Annotated in this window: 24 protein-coding genes and 1 riboswitch; of the genes, 18 read left to right on the forward strand and 6 right to left on the reverse strand. The window is 55.6% G+C overall.

What is annotated here, in order from left to right; genetic code table 11:
• The first annotated feature begins 68 nt into the window (after nt 1-68).
• Nucleotides 69-680 carry a LysE family transporter gene (locus tag VMW13_05005; protein HUV44174.1) on the forward strand — a complete coding sequence of 204 codons (612 nt, stop codon included), beginning with the start codon at nt 69-71 and terminating at the stop codon, nt 678-680.
• 24 nt (nt 681-704) lie between these two features.
• Here VMW13_05005 and VMW13_05010 read toward each other — a convergent pair whose 3' ends face one another.
• From VMW13_05010 to VMW13_05025, 4 genes are read right to left on the reverse strand one after another with little or no spacing between them, the layout of a single operon-like run.
• On the reverse strand, nt 705-1,613 hold the full coding sequence (locus tag VMW13_05010; protein ID HUV44175.1) for a cation diffusion facilitator family transporter: 909 nt from the start codon (nt 1,611-1,613) through the stop codon (nt 705-707).
• Nucleotides 1,614-1,652: 39 nt separating this feature from the next.
• On the reverse strand, nt 1,653-2,558 hold the full coding sequence (gene secF / locus VMW13_05015; protein HUV44176.1) for a protein translocase subunit SecF: 906 nt from the start codon (nt 2,556-2,558) through the stop codon (nt 1,653-1,655).
• On the reverse strand, nt 2,551-4,041 hold the full coding sequence (secD, locus tag VMW13_05020; GenBank protein ID HUV44177.1) for a protein translocase subunit SecD: 1,491 nt from the start codon (nt 4,039-4,041) through the stop codon (nt 2,551-2,553). The genes secF and secD overlap by 8 nt, the downstream gene beginning before the upstream one ends.
• Nucleotides 4,042-5,604: an HD domain-containing protein gene (locus tag VMW13_05025; GenBank protein ID HUV44178.1), complete on the reverse strand. Its 1,563-nt coding sequence runs from the start codon at nt 5,602-5,604 to the stop codon at nt 4,042-4,044.
• Nucleotides 5,605-5,949: 345 nt separating this feature from the next.
• On the opposite strand from VMW13_05025, the gene VMW13_05030 reads away from it, so the two are divergent.
• Genes VMW13_05030 through VMW13_05095 form a run of 14 tightly spaced genes read left to right on the forward strand, consistent with a single transcriptional unit; the run spans nt 5,950 to nt 16,719 of the window.
• Nucleotides 5,950-6,321 (forward strand): NADH-quinone oxidoreductase subunit A, encoded by a 372-nt coding sequence (locus VMW13_05030; protein ID HUV44179.1) that lies wholly within the window; start codon nt 5,950-5,952, stop codon nt 6,319-6,321.
• Nucleotides 6,312-6,911, forward strand: coding sequence for an NADH-quinone oxidoreductase subunit B family protein (locus VMW13_05035; GenBank protein ID HUV44180.1), 600 nt, complete (start codon nt 6,312-6,314; stop codon nt 6,909-6,911). The genes VMW13_05030 and VMW13_05035 overlap by 10 nt, the downstream gene beginning before the upstream one ends.
• Before the next feature lie 38 nt (nt 6,912-6,949).
• Nucleotides 6,950-7,141: a hypothetical protein gene (locus VMW13_05040; GenBank protein HUV44181.1), complete on the forward strand. Its 192-nt coding sequence runs from the start codon at nt 6,950-6,952 to the stop codon at nt 7,139-7,141.
• 26 nt (nt 7,142-7,167) lie between these two features.
• Nucleotides 7,168-7,608 carry an NADH-quinone oxidoreductase subunit C gene (locus tag VMW13_05045; protein HUV44182.1) on the forward strand — a complete coding sequence of 147 codons (441 nt, stop codon included), beginning with the start codon at nt 7,168-7,170 and terminating at the stop codon, nt 7,606-7,608.
• The gene (locus tag VMW13_05050) at nt 7,609-8,712 is read left to right on the forward strand and encodes an NADH-quinone oxidoreductase subunit D (protein HUV44183.1); all 1,104 of its coding nucleotides are present in this window, start codon (nt 7,609-7,611) and stop codon (nt 8,710-8,712) included.
• Nucleotides 8,713-8,744: 32 nt separating this feature from the next.
• Nucleotides 8,745-9,839, forward strand: a complete 1,095-nt coding sequence (gene nuoH / locus VMW13_05055; GenBank protein ID HUV44184.1) for an NADH-quinone oxidoreductase subunit NuoH — start codon at nt 8,745-8,747, stop codon at nt 9,837-9,839.
• Nucleotides 9,829-10,311 (forward strand): NADH-quinone oxidoreductase subunit I, encoded by a 483-nt coding sequence (locus VMW13_05060; GenBank protein ID HUV44185.1) that lies wholly within the window; start codon nt 9,829-9,831, stop codon nt 10,309-10,311. The genes nuoH and VMW13_05060 overlap by 11 nt, the downstream gene beginning before the upstream one ends.
• 6 nt (nt 10,312-10,317) lie before the next feature.
• Entirely contained in the window at nt 10,318-10,806 is a 489-nt protein-coding gene (locus VMW13_05065; protein ID HUV44186.1) for an NADH-quinone oxidoreductase subunit J, read from the forward strand.
• A 5-nt stretch (nt 10,807-10,811) separates the two neighbouring features.
• Nucleotides 10,812-11,123, forward strand: coding sequence for an NADH-quinone oxidoreductase subunit NuoK (gene nuoK / locus VMW13_05070; GenBank protein HUV44187.1), 312 nt, complete (start codon nt 10,812-10,814; stop codon nt 11,121-11,123).
• Between the two features lie 6 nt (nt 11,124-11,129).
• On the forward strand, nt 11,130-11,324 hold the full coding sequence (locus VMW13_05075) for a hypothetical protein (protein HUV44188.1): 195 nt from the start codon (nt 11,130-11,132) through the stop codon (nt 11,322-11,324).
• On the forward strand, nt 11,324-13,276 hold the full coding sequence (gene nuoL / locus VMW13_05080; GenBank protein ID HUV44189.1) for an NADH-quinone oxidoreductase subunit L: 1,953 nt from the start codon (nt 11,324-11,326) through the stop codon (nt 13,274-13,276). Before VMW13_05075 ends, nuoL begins: the two co-directional genes overlap by 1 nt.
• Before the next feature lie 39 nt (nt 13,277-13,315).
• Nucleotides 13,316-14,800: an NADH-quinone oxidoreductase subunit M gene (locus tag VMW13_05085; GenBank protein ID HUV44190.1), complete on the forward strand. Its 1,485-nt coding sequence runs from the start codon at nt 13,316-13,318 to the stop codon at nt 14,798-14,800.
• 14 nt (nt 14,801-14,814) lie between these two features.
• Nucleotides 14,815-15,258: an NUDIX domain-containing protein gene (locus tag VMW13_05090; protein ID HUV44191.1), complete on the forward strand. Its 444-nt coding sequence runs from the start codon at nt 14,815-14,817 to the stop codon at nt 15,256-15,258.
• A 3-nt stretch (nt 15,259-15,261) separates the two neighbouring features.
• Entirely contained in the window at nt 15,262-16,719 is a 1,458-nt protein-coding gene (locus VMW13_05095) for an NADH-quinone oxidoreductase subunit N (protein ID HUV44192.1), read from the forward strand.
• 54 nt (nt 16,720-16,773) lie between these two features.
• Here the strand turns inward: VMW13_05095 and VMW13_05100 are convergent, their stop codons facing one another.
• Nucleotides 16,774-17,949, reverse strand: coding sequence for a DNA recombination protein RmuC (locus VMW13_05100; GenBank protein HUV44193.1), 1,176 nt, complete (start codon nt 17,947-17,949; stop codon nt 16,774-16,776).
• 197 nt (nt 17,950-18,146) lie between these two features.
• Nucleotides 18,147-18,267, forward strand: a riboswitch (molybdenum cofactor riboswitch).
• On the opposite strand from VMW13_05100, the gene VMW13_05105 reads away from it, so the two are divergent.
• Entirely contained in the window at nt 18,260-19,264 is a 1,005-nt protein-coding gene (locus tag VMW13_05105; GenBank protein ID HUV44194.1) for a substrate-binding domain-containing protein, read from the forward strand. Its footprint overlaps the riboswitch before it by 8 nt.
• A 185-nt stretch (nt 19,265-19,449) precedes the next feature.
• Here the strand turns inward: VMW13_05105 and VMW13_05110 are convergent, their stop codons facing one another.
• Complete coding sequence (locus VMW13_05110) at nt 19,450-19,605, reverse strand: hypothetical protein (protein ID HUV44195.1); 156 nt, start codon at nt 19,603-19,605, stop codon at nt 19,450-19,452.
• A 16-nt stretch (nt 19,606-19,621) separates the two neighbouring features.
• Here VMW13_05110 and VMW13_05115 point away from each other — a divergent pair, with 16 nt between their 5' ends.
• Together VMW13_05115 and VMW13_05120 are read left to right on the forward strand one after the other, a co-directional pair.
• Nucleotides 19,622-20,170: an ABC transporter permease gene (locus tag VMW13_05115; GenBank protein ID HUV44196.1), complete on the forward strand. Its 549-nt coding sequence runs from the start codon at nt 19,622-19,624 to the stop codon at nt 20,168-20,170.
• Between the two features lie 2 nt (nt 20,171-20,172).
• Nucleotides 20,173-20,607: ATP-binding cassette domain-containing protein (locus VMW13_05120; protein ID HUV44197.1), on the forward strand; the 435-nt coding region annotated here is incomplete at its 3' end.

Below are 20,607 nucleotides of genomic sequence, written 5' to 3' on the forward strand. Positions count from 1 at the left end.
CAAGGAGAACGTATAACTTCAGTGTGTGAAATAAAGTCAGTATGTTACAATCTGGGAGGGGTGTCGCCTTGCTGCCAGTCCTGCTGAGTGTAGCCGTAATCTCGTTGTCCGGCGTGATGATGCCCGGACCGATGTTTGCTATCACCGTGGCCAAGAGCTACCGCAGCCCCTGGGCAGGGCCGCTGATAGCCATCGGCCACGCCGTGATAGAAGTCCCTCTGATACTGCTGATATACTTCGGCTTTGCCCGGTTCTTTGAGAACACCACGGTGCAACTCGTGCTGAGCATAGCCGGGGGAGTGATGATTATCTGGCTCGGCATCGGCATGTTCCGCGCCCGCACCGAGGTGGTCCACCAGGGCCGGGACCTGTCCTACAATGCAATCACTGCCGGCATCGTCCTCAGCGCCCTCAACCCGTTCTTTCTGCTCTGGTGGGCGACCGTGGGCAGTATGCTCATCATGAAGGTGGTCGACTATGGTGCTGCCGGACTGGTGGCGTTCACCGCGGTACACTGGTCATGCGACCTGGTGTGGCTGTCTATCGTGTCCGTCCTGATATACAGGACACAGGCGCTGTGGGGGAAACGGTTCCAGGAAGGGTTGTTTATCGCGTGCAGCCTGCTGCTGGTGGGCTTCGGGGGCTGGTTCATCGTGTCCGGTATCCAGCAGGCGGTGTAGGCTCCTACTGCCGTAGGGTGTAGGCTAGTACTGCCGGAGACTGCAACCGAGTACGCGGCACTCTGCGCACTCCACCTGGCAGGGCTCACAATGGATGGTGACACTGGTACCGGGCAGCCTGGTCTTGATGTCCTCTTCGATGTGGTCACACATAGCGTGCGCCTCTTCCAGGCTGGCATTCCGGGGCATTACTAGGTGCAGGTCAATGAAGCGCTGGTTCCCTGCCCTCCGACTTCGTATCGCGTGGAAACCGGCCAGTTGGCCACGGTGCTCGATGATAGTGGCGGTCAGTGTTTTTTCCTCTTCCTCCGGCAGCCGGGCATCAGCCAGCTCGCTTACAGACTTCCGGATGACATCATAGGCGGACTTGAATATCAGGATAGCAACGCCGAGGGCAATGATAGGGTCAAGAATGGCCAGTCCGGTGAGGCGTATCAACACCATCGCCAGCAGGACACCGGCGGCGGAATAGATGTCGGCGGTGATATTGCGGGCAGACGCTTCCAGCGCTAACGACCTGGTGGACCTTGATACCCGGGACAGATGACGCGCCAGGAAAATACTGACGACCGTGGAGAAGAGCATAACACCGATGCCGGCCTCAGTCATTTCCACCGTGGCACCGTCTACTATCCGCCTGACTGCAGAATAGACGATGAAGCCACCGGCGCCGACAATCAGCACCGCCTGTACAATGGCAGCAATACCCTCAATCTTACCGTGACCGAAAGGGTGGTCTTTATCAGCGGGCATCACGGCAATGCGGACCGCGAAGAGGGTGATAACTACGGCAATCAGGTCAAGGAAGCTGTCTGTCGCCTGGGCGGTAATGCTGATGCTGCCGGTTACCATCGCCACAATCGCCTTAGCGGCAATCAGGACAATGATAGTCCCGAGGGCGAGTCTGGCAGCACCACTTCTCGTGGAGAACATACGGCCTTGTTCCTCCCCGGGGCGTCCTCCCTCCCGGACCTATCGTGTTGTCAGGGTCGGGCCTTGCACGAAGCCCCGCCACTTCCCCTTGTGCCAGACCGCGAGCAACTGGGGCGCTACAAAGAGAGAACTATAAGTCCCGGCAATAACACCAATTAGCAGGACCACAGCAAAGTTCTGTATTGATACACCGACAAACAGCACCAGGGCCATCACCACCACCAGTGTCGTCAGGCTGGTATTCAACGAGCGGCTCATGGTTTCCACCAGGCTGCTGTTGACTACCACCTCAAAGTCCGGGCTGACTCCCCGCTGCAGGTTTTCCCGTATCCGGTCAAAGACTACCACGGTATTATTCACGCTGTAACCAATCACGGCGAGTATGCCGGTGATGAACATCAGGTTGATTTCCCAGCCGAATATGCCGCCGAGGATGGCGAACACTCCGAGCACAATGACGACATCATGAATCAGCGCTATGATGGCACAGGCACCATAGTGCAATGGTCTCGGCATGCGGCGGAAGGCCCAGGTGAGATAGAGTAGTATCCCTACCGCCGACACGGACACAGCGATACCGGCGGTTCCTGCCGTCTCTTCGGCAATCACCGGGTCGACACTTTCAAAACCCATCTCTTCAGCAGGTCCGAACTTCTCCTCAAGGCCTTCCCTGAGACTGGTCTTTTCCCCGGCAGTCAACTGAACCGTGTGGATAACCAAGTCACCCTGCCACTCATCGATCCGGCCGCTGAATCCCAGAGCGGCTAGTTCCTCTTCCGCTTCGGTGGGGTCCACGGCCTGCTCGAAGCTCAGCGTCGTGATTGAGCCACTGCTGAAGTCTATCCCCGGGTTCAGTCCCAGCACCAGCAGGGCGATGACACTACCTGCAAGGAGAACCGCAGAAATGGCGAAGAAAACTGGCCTCTTACCGACGATATCAAACATTTTTCTTTCCTGAGTATATGGTGAACAGACGTGTTTGCTTTGCCAGATTGGTTCCTATAAAAAGCCGCAGCAACGTCCTGGTTGCGACGATGGCCGTAATCATGCTGACTGTCACGCCAATCAGTAGAGTCACACCGAAACCCTGCACCGAGCCGCCGAAGGCAATAGACCCACCCACCCAGATGAGAATACCGCAGACAATCATTGTAGTGATATTGCTGTCTCTTATCGCCGTCCAGGCACGGTTGAACCCGGCTTCAGTGGCGGCACCTAATGCCCGGCCCATCCGGAACTCCTCCTTCATTCGTTCGAAGATGAGCACATTGGCATCCACAGCCATACCAATGGACAGGACGAAACCACCGATACCCGCCAGGGTAAGTGTAACCCCCAGCAGCTTAAATAGCGCCAATACTATCGCCCCATAGAAGACTAGGGCCAGGCTGGCCATGAGTCCGGGGATACGGTAGTACGCAATCATGAAGAGCATCACCAGAACAATGCCAATTAAGCCTGCCCGGACACTGAGGTCAACGAAATCCTCCCCGAGCTTGGGCTTGACCGTCATTTCTCCCACTCTGGTAAGTGGTACCGGCAGACGCCCGGCGTTTAACTGCTTGGAAAGTTCCGTGGCTTCCGTCATGCTCAACCCTGTAATGATGCCTCTATCTGTGATTACCGCCTGGACTCTGGGAGCAATCGGCTGGCCGTCATCACCGAGTAGCGGCTGGTCCCCCTCGAAGATACCCAGTGGCTGATTGCCTACCACCAGCCGACCGGTAATTTGCTCGGATAGTTCTATTCCCTCCTCGTTCCACTCAAAGTGCAGCTCTATCTCACCGAACTGTCCGCGGTCGATATAGGTGTTCTCCTTGAAGTAGCTGCTGTTGAGTGCCTTCTCCTCACCGTTAACCGTGCCCATAGCCGGTACCCACATCCCTATCGTTACCGGCTCTCTTTCCTCTTCCTCATCAACCGGCTCTTCTACATCGCCTTCACCTTCTTCGGCCTGTTCCTCTTCTCCGCTGTCAACCGGTTCCTCACCTTCCTCAGACGCCTCCTCCTCAGTCCCCACTTCAACCTCTACTTCCTCACCCCCGACGGGCACCTGTACCCACTCGCGGAACCCAAGTAACGCGGTACGTCCGATGCGTTCCTTCTGGATATCGGTAATGTCAGTCCCGGGGAGTTCAACCACTATCTGGTCATCACCGCGTCTGTGGAAGTCAGGCTCGGTGACACCCAGCGGATTGATGCGGTTGGCAATAACAGCCAGCACACCGTCCATTATCTCGCCCTCAGTACCCGGCGTCACTCCTGATAAATCGGCCTGGTAGACAAGACGGACGCCCCCCTTAAGGTCAAGCCCGAACTGGATTCCCTGACGCCCGAACCTTTCTCCCTCGATAGGGAGCAACACCCAGAGGGCCAGAGCGAACACTACTATAATGGTGATGAGAACCCAGGTGTTTCTTCTGAGCATCTATCCTCTTTCCTCAGTAGACAAATGGCTGCCGACGAATTCCAGTGCTTCCTGTCGTGTGGTTACTTCCCCGGCGGCATGGGCCTCCCTTACCGCCTCGAGGAGTTTGCCAAGCCTGATTCCAGGACTCATGCCGAAGGTGTTTATCAGGTCATGACCATCTATCAGCTTAACCGGCTGCGGTCGGCTCTCCTGCTCGAAATGCTGAGCGAGAACGTATTTCACAATATCGATATGCTCCTGCCAGCCAGCCATCTCTAGGTGCGGGCCCCGCGTGGCAAGATGGTCAGCCAGGCTAAGGAAGAGTATCTCCATAGCAGCATCCCCGGTATCACGGAAATAACGGTAGACCGCCCGCCGGCTGGGAAGCCCGCCATGACTCATCTGCATCGGGCGCAGGTGGTGCAGCACTATTGCTTCCACGAATTTTATCTCCCGGTTGCTGAACCTCAGTCGCTCCAGGACACCGGCAGCTACTGAGGCCCCCTCTCCGGCGTGCCCCAGAAAGCGCATCCGCCCGTCTTCATCGATGTTTCTGGTCTGCGGCTTGGCAATATCATGCAGTAGTGCCGCCAGCTTCAGGAGCGACCTTCCGGTGCTCCCGCTGCCGACCTCCGGGCTAAAGTGTGCGGCCAGTTCCGATGACCACGGGACCGTTGCCAAAAGTACATCATCGCCATACTCCCAGGACCCTTCCTGCAGCAAGAAGTCGACTGCGAGCACGGTCTTCAGAGAATGCTCGAAGATGTCCCAGAAGTGTTCCCTGGGCTGTTCCACTCCTCTGGCGGCGACCAGTTCCGGAATCAGTGCTGTAAGCAGACACAGACTGTCCAGGTAGACCAGGAAACGCCCACTGCCGGGAACGGCCAGGAGGCGCAGCAGCTCTTCCCTGATACGTTCCCCGGCAACACCGGCGATGAGGCCGGCATGGTGCTGGACCTGGGCTTCGGTAACGCTATCGATACTGAAGCCAAGCTCGGCAGCCAGACGCACGGCTCGCAGCAGACGAACGGCATCAGACTCAAAGGCGGCCTCGGAAACACTCCGGATGACACCGCTCTTGATGTCCTCCCGACCACCGAAGGGGTCCACCAGCCGTACTGCTCGGTCGGTTGTAGTTATCTGGTTGAGTTCAACTGCCATCGCATCTACCGTAAAATCACGTCGTGCCAGGTCCTCCTCGATACTACCACGGAATGTGGAGAAATCTACCTGCCACTGGTTTTCGCCCGGGAATACATCACCACCCACCAGTATTATTCGTGCTACCCCGTTTTCTTCATCCAGTGTAACAAACCTGCCACCCAGTGCACCAGCCACCACCCGGGCAATCGCCAGCGCATCAGAGGCCACGGCAATGTCGATATCAGCGGTACGACGGTGCAGTAGTGCGTCACGAACAAAACCGCCCACCAGGTACGCCTGAACCCCCCGCTCGTTAAGAAGGTTGCCCACCGCGCCCAGTAGTGACCCGACCCCGGTATCTATTTTGGTATCGAAGAAGCCTTCCTTGACTTCTTCGCCAGACTTCAATCCCATCATCCGGCTATCATTCCTGGTCAACAGGCTACCATGAAGAGTCTCGCGGCAGCCCGCTCATAATACTTCACCACTATAACCCGAGTTCACCGATTTATCAAGTAGGTGTACTGGGCCAATATTACGGTGACATTTCACATAAATACCGCCTATCGTTCCAGGATTAAATTATGGGCCGGAGCGAATAGACAGTGAAGTAATCCAAACAACCGGCAAGATTCCGTGCTACTGACTACAGTTCATCCAGTCCAAAAAACACCAGGTAAGCCCCCGTGTTGCGTTAAAAGAAACTGTTACCGAAACCATCTTGCTTTTACTAAATCGCGTGTGGTATACTCACTGTTGGCTTGTAACAAAGGGGGGTAACAGTTGCTCTCTGATTACGGTTTCGTCGGGCTCTTCATCATCGTTGCCGTTCTTTTTAGTCTCCTTTTAATTATTCTCCCCGTTGTATTCAGGTACCTCAAGCTAGTCCCTCACCATCCCAACGCTGTCAAGAACGCCACGTTTGAGTGCGGCATGGAAACCATCGGGAAGACGTGGGTGCAGTTTAACTTCCGCTACTACTTCTATGCCCTGATTTTCCTGGCCCTGGATGTACTCGTTGCGTTTATCTATCCGTGGGCGGTCAACGTGAGGGACCTCGGGACTTCCGGTTTCACCGCAGTACTTATCTTCATCGCCCTCATTGTTGTTGGCTACCTTTACGCCTGGAGGAAGAGAGTTCTAGAATGGAAGTAAGCAGAGCCAGGGACTACGTCTATTCGGATTCGGAGCTCGACCAGTCCGAGAGCAAGGTCATTGAAGAACTGAAGGCCGGTGCCACGGAGCCGCTCTCGGACCCTGATGCCTGGCTGGACGAAGAACTGAGCCAGAATATACTGCTGACAACCGCCGACTGGTTAATCAACTGGGGGCGGCGTTCCTCGCTGTGGCCGGTCATCTGCTTCCCGGCCTGCTGCGCCTTTGAGTTTATTTCCGTGATGGGCCCCCGTTTCGACATGTCCCGTTTTGGTATGGAAATCCTGCGTGCCTCGCCGCGTCAGGCAGACGTATTGATTACCGCGGGCACGCTGACCTGGAAGATGGCACCCAACGTAAGACGGATATATAACCAGATGGCGGAGCCGAAATGGGTTATCGCCATGGGTGCCTGCGGCATCAGCGGCGGTATCTTCCGCTCTTCCTACAACGTAGTACCAGGGTATAATCGTATAATTCCGGTTGATGTCTACGTGCCCGGTTGCCCGCCGCGTCCCGAAGCCCTGCTGCACGGCATACAGATGCTGCAGGAGAAGATAGCCAAGAGAACCAATATCATCAAGGAATAGCCTGCCGCATACTAACCTTAGAACGAGGAGGGGAGGCGATGGACAAGTTCAGTGTGGGTGACAGGGCCAGGGTCCTGGATAGGCCGGGTTGGCCCGGAGGATACAAAATCGCCAATTGGGAAGGCGAAATTGTTGAAGTAAAGGAAGACCCCGCCGATTATGTCATCATGAAGGCGGACAGCACCGGCTACAACATGGCTTTTCCTGAAGCCGAGCTGGAGAAAATATAAAAAGCACTATCCGATAAGAAAGGCAGATGACTACTTCTCTATCCACCCGGGAGATTGCCGGACAAATTAGCGAACGACTGCCGGATGCAGTCATTGACGCTGCTGGCACTGCTATTCTCGTTAACAGCAACTCCTTGCTGGATGTGGGCGCCTTTCTCAAGAATACCCCGGGGCTCGATTTCGACTACCTGACCACAATCACGGCGGTTGACTACTACCAGTACTTCGAGGTTGTTTACCTGTTCGTTTCCATGGAACACAACCACAGCCTGGTCATTAAAACCCGCTGCCAGGGTCGCGACAACCTCACACTGCCGTCACTTGTCGGCCTCTGGCGGAGTGCCGACCACCAGGAACGGGAAATCTACGACCTTATGGGAATTACGTTTGAAGGCCACCCGAACATGAAACGTATCGTCCTCTGGTCGGACTTTCAAGGACACCCGCAGCGAAAGGACTTCATGTAGATGGAACTGAGAACAGAACCGTTTGTTCTCAATATCGGACCGGTGCATCCGAGTACGCACGGCGTATTCCGGATGAGGGCCACCCTCGACGGAGAGGTCGTTCTTGACCTGGACCCGGTCTTTGGCTACCTGCACCGGGGCATTGAAAAGCTGGCCGAGGAGCGCACCTATGGCGGGGTTATCCCGCTGACGGACCGCCTCGACTACGTGGCTTCGATGACCAACAACCTGGCCTATGTCCTCACCGTGGAGAAGCTGGCCGGTATCTCCGTTCCGGAGCGGGCCGAATACCTCCGGGTCATCATGTCCGAGCTACAGCGTATCGCCGCTCACCTGGTATCCGTCGGTTCATTCTTCAACGACTGCGGTGCCTATTTCACCCCGTTCCTCTACATGTACCGCGAACGGGAGAACATCTGCGACCTCTTTGACATGGTATGCGGACAGCGCCTGCTCTATAACTACATGCGTATCGGCGGTGTCAGCCAGGACATTCCTGATGAGTTCATGCCAGCGCTGAAACGCATAATCCCACACATCCGTGGACGTATAGATGAGTATGACCAGTATCTCAAGGAGAATGAGATACTGCTGGCTCGCACCAAGGGCGTGGGCATCCTGCCGCGCGACCTCGCAATTAATATCGGCGCCAGTGGGCCGGTGCTTCGCGGCAGCGGAATGAAGTGGGACATACGTAAGGCAGACCCTTACTCCATCTACGACCGATTTGAATTCGATATTCCCACCGGTATCCAGGGCGACTGCTACGACCGCTACCGGGTCAGAATAGAAGAGATGAGACAGAGTCTGCGTATCCTTGAGCAGGCAGTGGCGCAGATACCCGCGGGAGAGGTGCGGGCTGATGTACCCCATCTCATCCGTCCTCCGGTTGGTGAAGCCTATGCCCACGTCGAAGCACCCACGGGAGAGGTGGGTTTCCATGTGGTGTCTGATGGCTCCATCGCACCGTATCGGTGCCATATCAGGGCACCCAGCCTGATGAATCTGACAGCCTTGCGTGATATGATAATTGGCTGGAAGATACAGGACCTGATTGTTATTTTTGGGAGTTTTGCTATTACTATGGGTGAGGTTGACAGATAGTGACCGCGGTTGATGCTGCTTTCTCCGGCGCTATGCGCCACCTGGATGCCGTGCCCCCGGACTGGCCGGGAAACGAGTGGTGGCACTGGCTGGTTTTCACCGTCATCTGCATTGCCTTTGTGCTGGTGATGATTATCGTCGTCATCTATGTTGAGCGTAGGGGTATAGCATTCTTTGCCGCCAGGGTCGGCCCCAACCGGACCGGCCCCTTCGGTGTGCTCCAGGCAATAGCGGATGCCATCAAGGTACTGCTCAAGGAAAATATCACGCCGTCCAATGCCGATAAGCTGGTCTACTGGTTGGCGCCGGCGGTGGTCTTCGCCCCGACGATAATGATATTTGCCGTAGTGCCTTTCCAGAATGGTGCCATGATGGCTGACCTGAACATCGGCGTCCTCTTCGTTATCGCCATCAGTTCGATATCCACTATCGGCGTGTTTATGGCCGGCTGGAGTTCGAGCAACAAATACTCCCTGCTAGGTGCGATGCGAAACGTGGCTGCCGTTGTCAGCTACGAGATGCCTGTTGTCCTCTCTATCGCCGGAGTCGTGCTGCTGGCCGGTTCGCTTTCGTTGAATGACATCGTACTGGCACAGGAGAGAGTGCCCTTCATCGTTATGCAGCCCCTCGGTTTCCTGCTCCTTTTCATTGGTGGGTGCGCGGAGATAAACCGCAGTCCATTCGACCTCATGGAGGCGGATTCTGAGCTTACCGCCGGTTTCCACACCGAGTATTCCGGCATGAAATTTGCCATGTTTTACCTGGGAGAGTACGGCGAGGCAGTGGTGATGTCTACCATTATCGCCACGCTGTTTCTTGGTGGTTGGCAGGGTCCGGTCTTGCCACCCTGGCTCTGGCTGATTGTCAAGATACTCATCGTTTTCTTTACCATGGTGTGGACACGGGCTACGTTACCGCGTGTCAGGATAGACCAGCTGATGGCGTTTGCCTGGAAGTTCCTCTTCCCGCTGGCGCTGATTAACCTGCTGGTTACGGCACTGGAAATCCTGGCGTGGCCTGGAGACCTGCCGCTGTACATTATCCCGCTTAATTTCGCCATAACGGCGGCCCTGATACTACTGGGGTCCAAGTTGTTCAAGGTAGGATGGGGTAGAGTTGAAGTTTGAGCGATACGGAATCGGCATAGCCAAGGGTATGAGGGTTACCCTCAGGAACCTGGTCCGGCGTCGGGTCACCACTCAGTACCCGGAACAGAGGCTGGTGGTTGCTCGCCGGACCCGTGGTAATGAGCTTGTCTGGGACAAGGAGAAGTGCACCGGTTGCGCTACCTGCGCCAAGACCTGCCCTCAGGGGGTCATCCATATCGAGACGTCCCCGGGTGAGGAGAACAACTACACGGTTGAAAAGTTTGAAGTGGACACGGGATACTGCATATCCTGCGGCCTTTGTGTGGAGGCCTGCCCGTACAACGCCCTGTTCATGGGCTACGCTTTTGAACTGGCAAAATACCAGCGGGGTGCCCTGGTGCTCACCAGGGACCAGCTTGAGGCGGATGGCAGGATACCCAGCAGCTATTTCCGTCCCGAGCTCGATGAGACGCTGCCGGAGCAGACCCTGTTGATTGACAGGAAGGAGTAGGCACTGATGCCACTGGATGTTGCATTCTGGCTGTTGGCCGTTGTCGGCGTGGCCGCTGCGCTGGCGGTAGTCCTGCTGCGTGACGTCTTCCGGGCAGCGCTTTCCCTGGTGCTGTGCTTTATAACTGTGGCCGGACTCTACATTACACTGAGTGCCGACTTCCTGGCGGCAGTGCAAATCCTGGTCTATGTCGGTGCCATTTCGATACTTCTAATCCTGGGCATCATGCTCACCCGCGATATCCAGCGGGGCAATCCGGCCAATAAATTGCGTATTCCCGCGGTAGCTGCCGCCATGGTATTCCTGGGAACGGTATGCTTTGCCGTGTTCAATACCCCGTGGCAGATATCCGCAGTGGCACCACTGGAACCGACCACTACGGAACTGGCGGGCAAGCTCTTCGGTGAGAATGGCTATATATTGTCCGTGGAAATTACCGCCGTGCTGTTGCTGGCGGCGATTCTCGGGGCTATCGTCCTGGTCAGGGAGAAGTAAGCAAGATGTCTGTAGGTCTGGAACACTACCTGGTGCTTTCGGCAGTCCTGTTCGCCATAGGGCTCTACGGGGTACTTGCTAAGCGTAACATGATAGCTATCCTGCTGTGTATTGAGATAATGCTGAATGCGGTGAATATCGCCATGGTAGCCTTCTCCCGGTACATCGCACCGGCAGAGCTGACCGGGCAGGTCTTCGTGATATTCATCATGGCGGTAGCGGCAGCCGAAGCCGCCGTTGGTCTGGCGATAATCATTGCGCTCTATCGCCAGCGTGGGACCGTCGATTCCACGGAAATAAACCTGATGAAACGGTAACAGACAATGTGGGTTGAGATTAAGAAAGCGCCTAATCTAATGATGGCGGAAATGTGGAAAGAGCTCTTCGAGGGTGAGGGTATACCCACCCGGCTTATGCCTGAGTCTGGCCTGCCGATAGGCCAGGAAGCGACCACCTACCGCATCCTGGTACCTCAGGATAAGGAGCACGTGATTAGCGAGGTGTTAAGGAAACTCTGATGCCGGACCAAGCATACTGGTTCATATTCCTGCTGCCCGTGATTTCGTTTGGGCTGATAAGCCTCTTTATCAGACCGTTCGTTAACTCCAAATCAAGCGTATCGGGCTTGATAGCTATTACGGCCATTGGTGCTTCGGCTGTACTTTCCATCTGGGCACTGACCGAAGTGATGGGAGCACCGAACCACGAGATTGCTATCCCGGACATCTCCTGGGTAGCCATTGGCAACACCTTCACAATCAATCTGGGCATAATAATGGACTCGCTGACCGCCGTGATGCTGGTCGTGGTCACCATCGTCAGCCTGATGGTGCAGATATACTCGCTGGGCTACATGCAGCATGATGAAGCGGGCTACACCCGGTACTATGCCTGGATGTCCCTTTTCACCGCCTCCATGCTGGGTTTGGTCATCGCTAACAACCTCCTCATGATGTTCGTCTTCTGGGAGATGGTCGGTCTGTGCTCGTATCTGCTCATCGGTTTCTGGTTCCACAAACCGTCCGCGGCCAATGCCGCCAAGAAGGCCTTCATCGTCACCCGGTTCGGTGATTTCGGTTTCCTGGTAGCAATACTGGCCCTCTACGCCAACACGGGGACGTTTGACACTGCGGAACTAAGCGGCCTGGCGGCAGCGGGTGCACTCGCCGGCGCCACCCTCACCTGGGTGGCTATCGGTATCTTCGCCGGGGCAATGGGTAAATCAGCCCAGTTCCCGCTCCACATCTGGCTGCCGGATGCTATGGAAGGCCCGACACCGGTCAGCGCCCTTATCCATTCCGCGACGATGGTCTCGGCGGGCGTGTTCCTGGTGGCCCGCACCTTCCCGATATTCGCCCACTCACTTGAGGCAGTAACCGTGGTGGCGACCATCGGAGGGTTTACGGCCATCTTTGCGGCCTCAATGGGCCTGGTAATGAACGATATCAAGCGCGTGCTTGCCTATTCCACCATCAGCCAGCTTGGCTACATGATGCTCGGGCTGGGGGCGGCCGGTATCATACTTTTCCATGAAGGAAACGTTACAGTAGAGGCGGCCAAGGCCGCCACCACCTTCGGTATCTTCCACTTAGCCACCCACGCCTTCTTCAAGTCGCTCCTGTTCCTTGGAGCAGGTAGCGTTAACCATGCCACCGGTACATTCGATATGCGGCTGATGGGCGGCCTGCGCAAGATAATGCCCTGGACGTATATCACCTTCCTCCTCGGCTCTCTGAGCCTGGCAGGAGTCTGGCCCCTGGCTGGTTTCTGGAGCAAGGACGAAATCCTGATAACAGCGCTGGACGGTAACGCGGTACTCTTTATCCTGGCAATGATAACTGTGTTCATGACCGCCTTCTACATGTTCCGCGTTATCTACATGACCTTCCACGGGAAGTACCGCGGCGGAGACCCTGAGGCACACGGTCACCCGCACGAATCACCGAAGGTCATGGTGGCTCCCCTGGTCTTCCTGGCCGTCCTGGCCGTCATCGCCGGTTTCTGGAATGCCTTCGGGCACTTCGGAGAGCTCATGGGGCACGGTCATACCAAGGGCTTCATCGAGGGGTTCTTCGGTATATTCACCCACTCGCCGTGGCCGATTATATCGCTACTGCTGGCGCTGGGCGGTATTCTGCTTGCCTACCTGATGTACAATACCAAACAGATTTCCGCGGAACGCATTGGTGCCAGGTTCCAGGCGCTATACGTCATGTTCTCGCGGAAGTACTGGATGGACGAACTGTACGAAGACCTGATCGTACGAAAGGCACTGCTCGGTGGGTTCTTCGCCGGACTTCAGAAGATGGATACCAAAGGTATTGACGGGGTTGTGAATGGAGCAGCCAATGCTATAATGTCCAGCGGGGACGTGGTCCGCAAGATACAGACGGGACAGTTTCAACTGTACGCGCTGTCCATTGCCCTGGGGGCAGCCGCGATTGCCATTGTCCTGTATATCTTCGGATGAGTATTTATAGGCTAAAGGATTTGATAGGAGTCAGCAGGCTTGGAGTTTAACTATCTTACGGCCATCATCCTTCTCCCGGCACTCGGGGCGGTAGTGGTTGCCTTTGTGCCCGGAATATCGGAACGGTGGATACGGCGTATATCTGCGGTCCTTACTCTTGCCTCCTTCGTGCTGGCGATTATCATCTTTGCCGGGTACGACCGCGCACTCGGCGGCATCCAGTTCGAGGAGAAGGCCTCCTGGATTCAGGCAATCAGTGCCAACTACCACCTGGGGGTCGACGGCCTGAGCCTGCCGCTGGTAGCACTGACATCCTTCCTCGGCTTCATGGTGGTACTTATCTCGTGGAAGGTCCACGTGAGAGTCCGCGAGTACTTCGCCTGGTTGCTTCTCCTTGAGGCGAGCATCCTGGGCGTATTCTGCTCGCTTGACCTGCTGCTTTTCTTCATCTTCTGGGAGATAGAAGTCATCCCGATGTACTTCCTGATATCCATCTGGGGGACGGGCCGAAAAGAGTACTCGTCCATCAAGTACGTTCTCTACACGCTTTTCGGCAGTGCCTTCATGCTGGCCGGTATCCTGAGCCTGTATTTCACCACCGGCAGTCTGAGTATGGTGGATATCTCCGAGGGCGGGCTTGGCATGGTGCAGTCCATCATGCCGGCGGCTTCAATCTTCTGGCTTCTTATCATCGCCTTTGCTATCAAACTGCCGGTGTTCCCGCTGCACACCTGGCTCCCGGACGCCCATACCGACGCACCGACTGCCGGTAGCGTGATGCTTGCCGGGGCGCTAATCAAGATGGGCGGCTACGGGATGATACGCGTTTGCGTGAGCATCTTCCCGGACGTAGCCCGCAACTTCGCACCGATGTTACTGACGCTGGCCGTAATCAGCATACTATACGGCGCGGCGCTGACTCTGAGGCAGACCGACCTCAAGCGGATGATTGCCTACAGCAGCGTGAGCCACATGGGCTACGTGCTGCTCGGCATCTTTGCCCTCAATGAAGTGAGCCTGACCGGAGCGGGTCTGCAAATGCTCAGCCACGGCCTGCTCACCGGGTTGCTCTTCGCCATGGCCGGTCTGATGATACACAATGTCGAGGAGCGTGACCTCAGGAAACTGGGCGGACTGGCCAGGCAGATGCCGGTCATTGCCATCGTGTTTTCTATCGCCGGTCTCGGCTCGCTGGGTCTGCCGCTGACCAGTGGCTTTGCCGCCGAGTTCATCACCTTCATCGGCAGCTTCTCCAGCACCGTCGTTGGGGGCGCAGAGGTCTTTACTATCCTGGCAGTGCTGGGCGTAGTACTCGCCGCCGGTTATATCCTGTGGATGCTGCAACGGACGTTTTACGGCCCGGTGCTGGAGCAATACAACGGTGTCAAAGATGCCGACAACATGGAGAAAGTCTACATGTTCGCCTTTGTCATCCTGATAATGCTAATCGGCATCTATCCGGCGATAATGACAGACATAATCAGGCTCGGTATCTCGCCGATAGTGGGCCTGATAGGTGGTTAGAGCGGTGAGTCTGGATGGCAGAGCCGATAATGATCGGGGCGGGGGCGATAATTGAGGATGATGCCGGCAGAATACTGCTGGTGAAGCACCGCCCGGAGAGGGGCGGATACTGGCAGGGTAAGTGGATATGCCCCGGCGGCAGGCTGGAGCCGGGGGAAACGATAAAGGAAGCAATCAAGAGGGAGGTAAAGGAGGAGACCCATCTCGATATCAGTCTGGTTGCACCACTTCACCCGTTTGACCGGATTGTCAGGTCGGAAGACGGCAGGGTTACATTACACGTCATCTACATTGACTACCTGGCCAGGGTGACCGGAGGTACATTGAGACCGGACAGTGATATCGGTGAGGCCAGATGGGTTACCAGGGAGCAGATCCCCGAGATATGGGAGGAACTGCACGAAGACACCAGGAAGCTCCTCCGGATTGCGAAAATAGCGTATGTTTCTAAGGAGTAGGCCTTGAATCTTGAGCTGTTGGCACCAGAACTAAGCCTGGCAGCAACCGCAGTAGTGCTGATACTGATTGACCTCTTTATCGAGAAAAAAGGGGTGCTGGCGGTTCTCAGCATTATCGGTCTGGCGGTATCCGCCGGGTTCGCCATCGCTCTCTGGGGCACCTCCGAGGCCGCATTCAACGGCATGCTGTCCGTGGACAACTTTGCCCTCTTCTTCAAACTTCTCTTCCTGGGGATTGCCGCTCTGGTTATCCTGGCCTCTGTCGACTACGCACCCAAGTTCAGTCGCTTCCAGGGTGAATACCACGCACTGATAATCCTTTCCGCACTGGGCATGATGCTCATGGCGGCCAGTGCCGAGCTTATCACCATCTACATCGCCCTCGAGCTGGCCAGTATCTCACTCTACGTCCTGGCCGGGTTCCTCAAAGACCCCAAATCGACGGAGTCGTCAATCAAGTACCTGCTGCTGGGTGCGACCTCCTCGGCAGTATTACTCTATGGCATGGCGCTGGTCTTCGGCTCGACCGGTACCACACAGCTTGCCGAAATATCACAGGCCGTCCAGAACCTCGGTGCCACGGGCGTCGGCGATAACCCGGCGCTCATGCTGGGTGCGGTCCTGCTGATTGCCGGCTTCGGCTTCAAGATTGCCGCGGTACCCTTCCAGATGTGGGTGCCCGACGTCTACGAAGGGGCACCAACCCCGATAACCGGTTACCTGTCCGTGGCCAGCAAAGCGGCCGGTTTCGCCATCATACTCCGGGTCTTCTTCTCCGCATTCGGTACCCCGGAATGGCTGAGTATGAACTGGGGTCTGGTCTTCGCCTCGCTGGCAGCCATCGGTATGACGGTGGGTAACATGTCCGCTTTGCCCCAGACCAACATCAAGCGCATGTTCGGTTACTCCAGCATCGCCCAGGCCGGTTATCTGCTGGTCGGTCTTGCCGCCATGGGTGTCGGAGCAGCCACGAGCACACTCAATCAGAGCACGGTCATGTTCTTCCTGTTAAGCTACTCGATGGCTAACCTGGGGGCCTTCATCGCCATTATTGCCATCACCAACAAGATTAACAGCGACCTCATTGCGGACTTCTCCGGGATGAGTAAGCGGGCGCCGGTCCTTGCCCTCGGTCTGACTCTGTGCCTGATATCACTGATTGGCATGCCCCCGGCAGCCGGGTTTATGGCCAAGTTCTACATATTCAGCGGGGCGGTGCAGAGCGACCTTCTCTGGCTGGTCATTATCGCCGTTATCAACAGCGTGATATCGGCCTTCTACTACCTGAGAGTGGTCAAGGTAATGTGGCTCGGCGAACCTGCCTCCACTGAGAAGGTACCCTCCTCAGGAGCGCTACGCGTGGCACTGGCCATCACCTGCCTCGGTGTCCTCTTCATCGGTATCCTCCCCGGCTTCGCCATGAAGGCCGCCGAGTTCGCCGCCAATATGTTCGGCGGGTAGAAACCTGTATTTGCCTCAGAGCAGGTCTTGAATTCCTCCTGTTACCCAGGATTTCTATTCCGATTCATCTTGCTCGGGGTTAAGCAGCAGGCCTCTCTCATCCGCAGTATTCAGCAGTTGTTCTTCTTCTGCCGGGGACAATTCTGGTATTCCTTTTTGCTGCCTGAGGTCGTCAATCTTCCTTAACGGCCGCTCCAACTGGTTCGTACGAGTCGACACTAGACGGCTATACTCATCCTTAGCATCGTCAATTCGCTTTCCTATCTTCTCCATGCTGGATTTGAACGCCTCCCACTGCTTATTGAAAGACCCGAACAGCGCCAGCATCTCGGACGACGTCTTCTCCATGTTGAAACTTTCAACAGCCTGATGAATAACGGCCAGTATCGCGTATAGTGATAGTGGGGAGCAGACAACCACTTTGTTCTTCAGTGCGTCGTCAATAAGGGTACTGTCGTTTTCGTGCATGAAGTAGTAGACCTGTTCATTAGGAATGAATACCAGAACGTAGTCCACAGTGTTTTCCTCGGGATTGATGTAATCTCGGGTAGTCACCTCCTTCACACGTTGTCTTACGTCCTTCAAGAACTGCTGTTTGTAGTTCTGTTTGCCTGATTCAGACTCCTCATTCATGTAGTTCAGGTAGTTGGTTAGAGGGAACTTCACATCCATATTGAGTATCAGGTTTTTTGGTAACATGAAGGTGAAGTCGGGCCGGGATGCGGTTGTTTCCAGGGTTTTCTGCTTCCTGTAATTCACATCCTCTATGAATCCGGCGAGCCGTAATATATCTTCGGCCATTCTCTCGCCCCATTGACCCCTCATCGTTGTGCTTGCCAGAGCTGTATGAAGCTGGTTTGTAGTTTCCTGGAGCTTCCCGGTTTGCTCAGCAGTGGCCTTCAATTGACTGCTTAACTCGCCATATTTCTTTTCCCGGTCTTTAGAGAAATCTGTTACCAGGGTTTCCATTTTCAGCAAGTTACCCTTTATGCCTTCAAGTGTCAGGTCAATCAATTTCTTCTTGCTCTCAAGCTCTCCAGCCCCGGTAGCAGTCTGCTTCGACAATGTTTCATTAGCCAGTTTCAGAAACTCTGCGGAATTTCTACTTAACGCATCAAATGACAGCGACGAAAATGTTGTTTCAGTATCCTTTTTGAGGAATCTGTTGAGTATTAATACAAATAATGCTCCGACAAATAGACCTCCAATAAAAACGCCGATGTACTCCATAAAAAAGCCTCCTGAGAGATGTGATTCATAGTGAAATCCATCACTGCAGCATATCAGGCTGCAATGCTAATTATAACTCATATGGTCAAGGGTAGGGCCTACGGCCTCGCAATGACAGGCTGGCAGGCACAGTTGACATGCCGCCAGCCAGTAGGGTATATTGATACTGGCTTTACGGCAAAACAGAACCCGTTTAACTAAATAGCGGTCTCCGAGTTGCCATCTCTAAGGGTGTCCACCTACGAGAGGCAAACGATAGGGTGTGAGGGAAAACCCTCACGCCTCCCGAATTTGGAAAGGAGAGAGCATCATGACTTCGTATGCGCGTGTCCGCGCCACAACCCCGGAAAAGACCAAACCCCACTCACATCCCAATCCACCGGAGCATAGCCTCCTGCTGCACAGGAATATGCCTCGTGGGACACACACCGGCGGCAGATACCGGTGGAAATTCGCTGGACCCCTGGCGGCACTGTCTCTGGTACTCTGCTTCACGGCAGCAATGGCAGGCTGTTCCTCATCTTCCGCAGCGCCCCAACCACCACAGCAGAGGCTGAGGGTGGCCACGACTACCAGCCTCTACGATACCGGACTCTGGGGATACCTCGAGCCTATGTTCGAGGAGAAATACGACGTCGAACTGGACGTCATGTACGCCGGTACCGGCAAAGCCCTGGAGTACGGTCGCCGGGGTGATGTCCACATCATCACGGTCCACTCCAAAACCCGCGAGCTGGAATTCATCGCCGAAGACTATGGCGAGGAGCGAGTCCCCTTCGCCTATAACTACTTCCTCATCGTCGGTCCGGAGACCGACCCCGCCGGAATCAAGGGACTCACCCCTGAAAAAGCCTTTGAGAAGCTGATGGACACCGGCAGCGCCAGCTTCGTCTCCCGTGGTGACGACTCCGGAACGCACTCCAAGGAAAAGGCAATCTGGGCAGCCGCCGGTCATGATTACGAGGCAGTCCGTGGCGCCGGGTCCTGGTACATCGAAGCGGGTACCGGCATGGGAGCCACCCTGATGATGGCCAGCGAGAAGCAGGCCTACACCCTCACTGATATGGGTACCTTTCTCGCCTATAAGGGCAAACTGGAGCTGGTGCCTATCGTGGACGAGGGTGGAATACTACTCAACGTCTACTCTGCAATTGCCGTAAGTCCGGACATCGTGGGTGAGGTTAACCTCGAAAGGGCCAACAACCTGATAACCTTCCTTACCTCACCGGATATTCAGGACCTCATTGGTAACTATGGTGTCAAAGAGTACGGGATGCAGTTGTTCACCCCCTGTGCCGGCGCCGAGCCTGAATAGCACTGAGTACAAGTTCATAAGGACACCCTGACTGCATGAGGAAGCAGAATCATATGCAACTCGGAATATGACTGAAACGAAATATCCCCAACTGAACGGGGGAAGCCCTTGGAGGCTGAAGCCTATTCGGATAATGTTCCTTTTCCCCTTTTACAGGGGAAAAGGAATTCGGGGATTAAGTTACCTTAGAGAAGACAGAATGAGAGAGGGAGCAGGAAACTGACTGAAATCTGGAACGGTCTGACCAGAGCGGTTGAGCTTATCATCTCCCTCGACCCCGCGGTACTGGCGATAACCGGACGGTCACTGAGGATATCACTGACCTCGACCGTACTTGCCACCCTGATATGCCTGCCGCTGGCCAGCGTGATTCACTTCAACCGCTTCCCCGGCAAACGTGTGCTGGTGAGTATAATCCAGACCTTCTACAGCGTCCCTACCGTCGTTATCGGTCTGATTGTATTTGCTTTGTTCTCTCGCGCCGGTCCTCTGGGAGGACTCAGCCTGCTGTTCACGCCCACCGTTATGGTAATCGGCCAGATGATGCTGATCACACCGATACTGCTCGGTCTGACTATTTCGGCACTGAGAGGGATTGACCAGACCATGCTGGATACCGCCCGGTCTCTGGGAGCTAGCGGTGTTCAGACAGCAATCGTGGTCTTCATGGAAGCCAGGTACGCGGTAGTGGCCGCCGTCATCATGGGGTTCGGTCGGGCAATCTCAGAGGTCGGTATAGCCCTCCTGGTTGGTGGCAATATCGTGGATTTGAGCCGGGTGCTCACCACAGCAATATCACTGGAAACTTCCAAGGGTAATCTGGAGCTGGCATTTGCCCTGGGCATAATCCTGATATTCATTGCCCTGGTAGTGAACGTCGTCCTCAACAGGTTGCAGCAGAGGTGAAGATGTCTCTAATAGAAACCGTTGACCTGTGCCAGAGGCGTGGTGACCGGGATATCCTGAAGAGCATCAACATCAGGATAGAGCGGGGCGAGGTCTTTGCCCTCATCGGCCCGACCGGTTCCGGCAAAACTACACTGCTGCGGCTGCTGGACCTCATTGACACGCCGGACCGCGGGCAGCTCTGCTTCGACGGTACCGATGTTACCGAATCGGACGGACTCCGGCTGGAAGCGCGGCGGCGGATGGCTTTCGTGCTCCAGAAACCGGTGGTATTCAACACCACCGTCTATGATAACATCGCCTATGGCCTGAGATGGAGAGGAATGTCCCGGAGCGACATCCGCATCCGGGTTGACCGTGTCCTGGAGATGGTGGGGCTTACCGCCGACAGAAAACGGAACGCCCGGACACTATCCGGCGGGGAAGTGCAGATGGTG

It is taken from the genome of Dehalococcoidales bacterium, assembly GCA_035529395.1.
Taxonomy (GTDB): Bacteria; Chloroflexota; Dehalococcoidia; order Dehalococcoidales; family Fen-1064; genus DUES01.

Bases quoted from the DNA above. Each gene is read 5' to 3' on its own strand.
- secD (HUV44177.1), bottom strand. From the start codon at position 4,041: ATGCTCAGAAGAAACACCTGGGTTCTCATCACCATTATAGTAGTGTTC.
- VMW13_05105 (HUV44194.1), top strand. From the start codon at position 18,260: ATGACTTCGTATGCGCGTGTCCGCGCCACAACCCCGGAAAAGACCAAA.
- secF (HUV44176.1), bottom strand. From the start codon at position 2,558: ATGTTTGATATCGTCGGTAAGAGGCCAGTTTTCTTCGCCATTTCTGCG.
- VMW13_05040 (HUV44181.1), top strand. From the start codon at position 6,950: ATGGACAAGTTCAGTGTGGGTGACAGGGCCAGGGTCCTGGATAGGCCG.
- VMW13_05090 (HUV44191.1), top strand. From the start codon at position 14,815: ATGGCAGAGCCGATAATGATCGGGGCGGGGGCGATAATTGAGGATGAT.
- nuoH (HUV44184.1), top strand. From the start codon at position 8,745: ATGCGCCACCTGGATGCCGTGCCCCCGGACTGGCCGGGAAACGAGTGG.
- VMW13_05075 (HUV44188.1), top strand. From the start codon at position 11,130: ATGTGGGTTGAGATTAAGAAAGCGCCTAATCTAATGATGGCGGAAATG.
- VMW13_05100 (HUV44193.1), bottom strand. From the start codon at position 17,949: ATGGAGTACATCGGCGTTTTTATTGGAGGTCTATTTGTCGGAGCATTA.
- VMW13_05045 (HUV44182.1), top strand. From the start codon at position 7,168: ATGACTACTTCTCTATCCACCCGGGAGATTGCCGGACAAATTAGCGAA.
- VMW13_05065 (HUV44186.1), top strand. From the start codon at position 10,318: ATGCCACTGGATGTTGCATTCTGGCTGTTGGCCGTTGTCGGCGTGGCC.
- nuoK (HUV44187.1), top strand. From the start codon at position 10,812: ATGTCTGTAGGTCTGGAACACTACCTGGTGCTTTCGGCAGTCCTGTTC.
- VMW13_05010 (HUV44175.1), bottom strand. From the start codon at position 1,613: ATGTTCTCCACGAGAAGTGGTGCTGCCAGACTCGCCCTCGGGACTATC.
- nuoL (HUV44189.1), top strand. From the start codon at position 11,324: ATGCCGGACCAAGCATACTGGTTCATATTCCTGCTGCCCGTGATTTCG.
- VMW13_05035 (HUV44180.1), top strand. From the start codon at position 6,312: ATGGAAGTAAGCAGAGCCAGGGACTACGTCTATTCGGATTCGGAGCTC.
- VMW13_05050 (HUV44183.1), top strand. From the start codon at position 7,609: ATGGAACTGAGAACAGAACCGTTTGTTCTCAATATCGGACCGGTGCAT.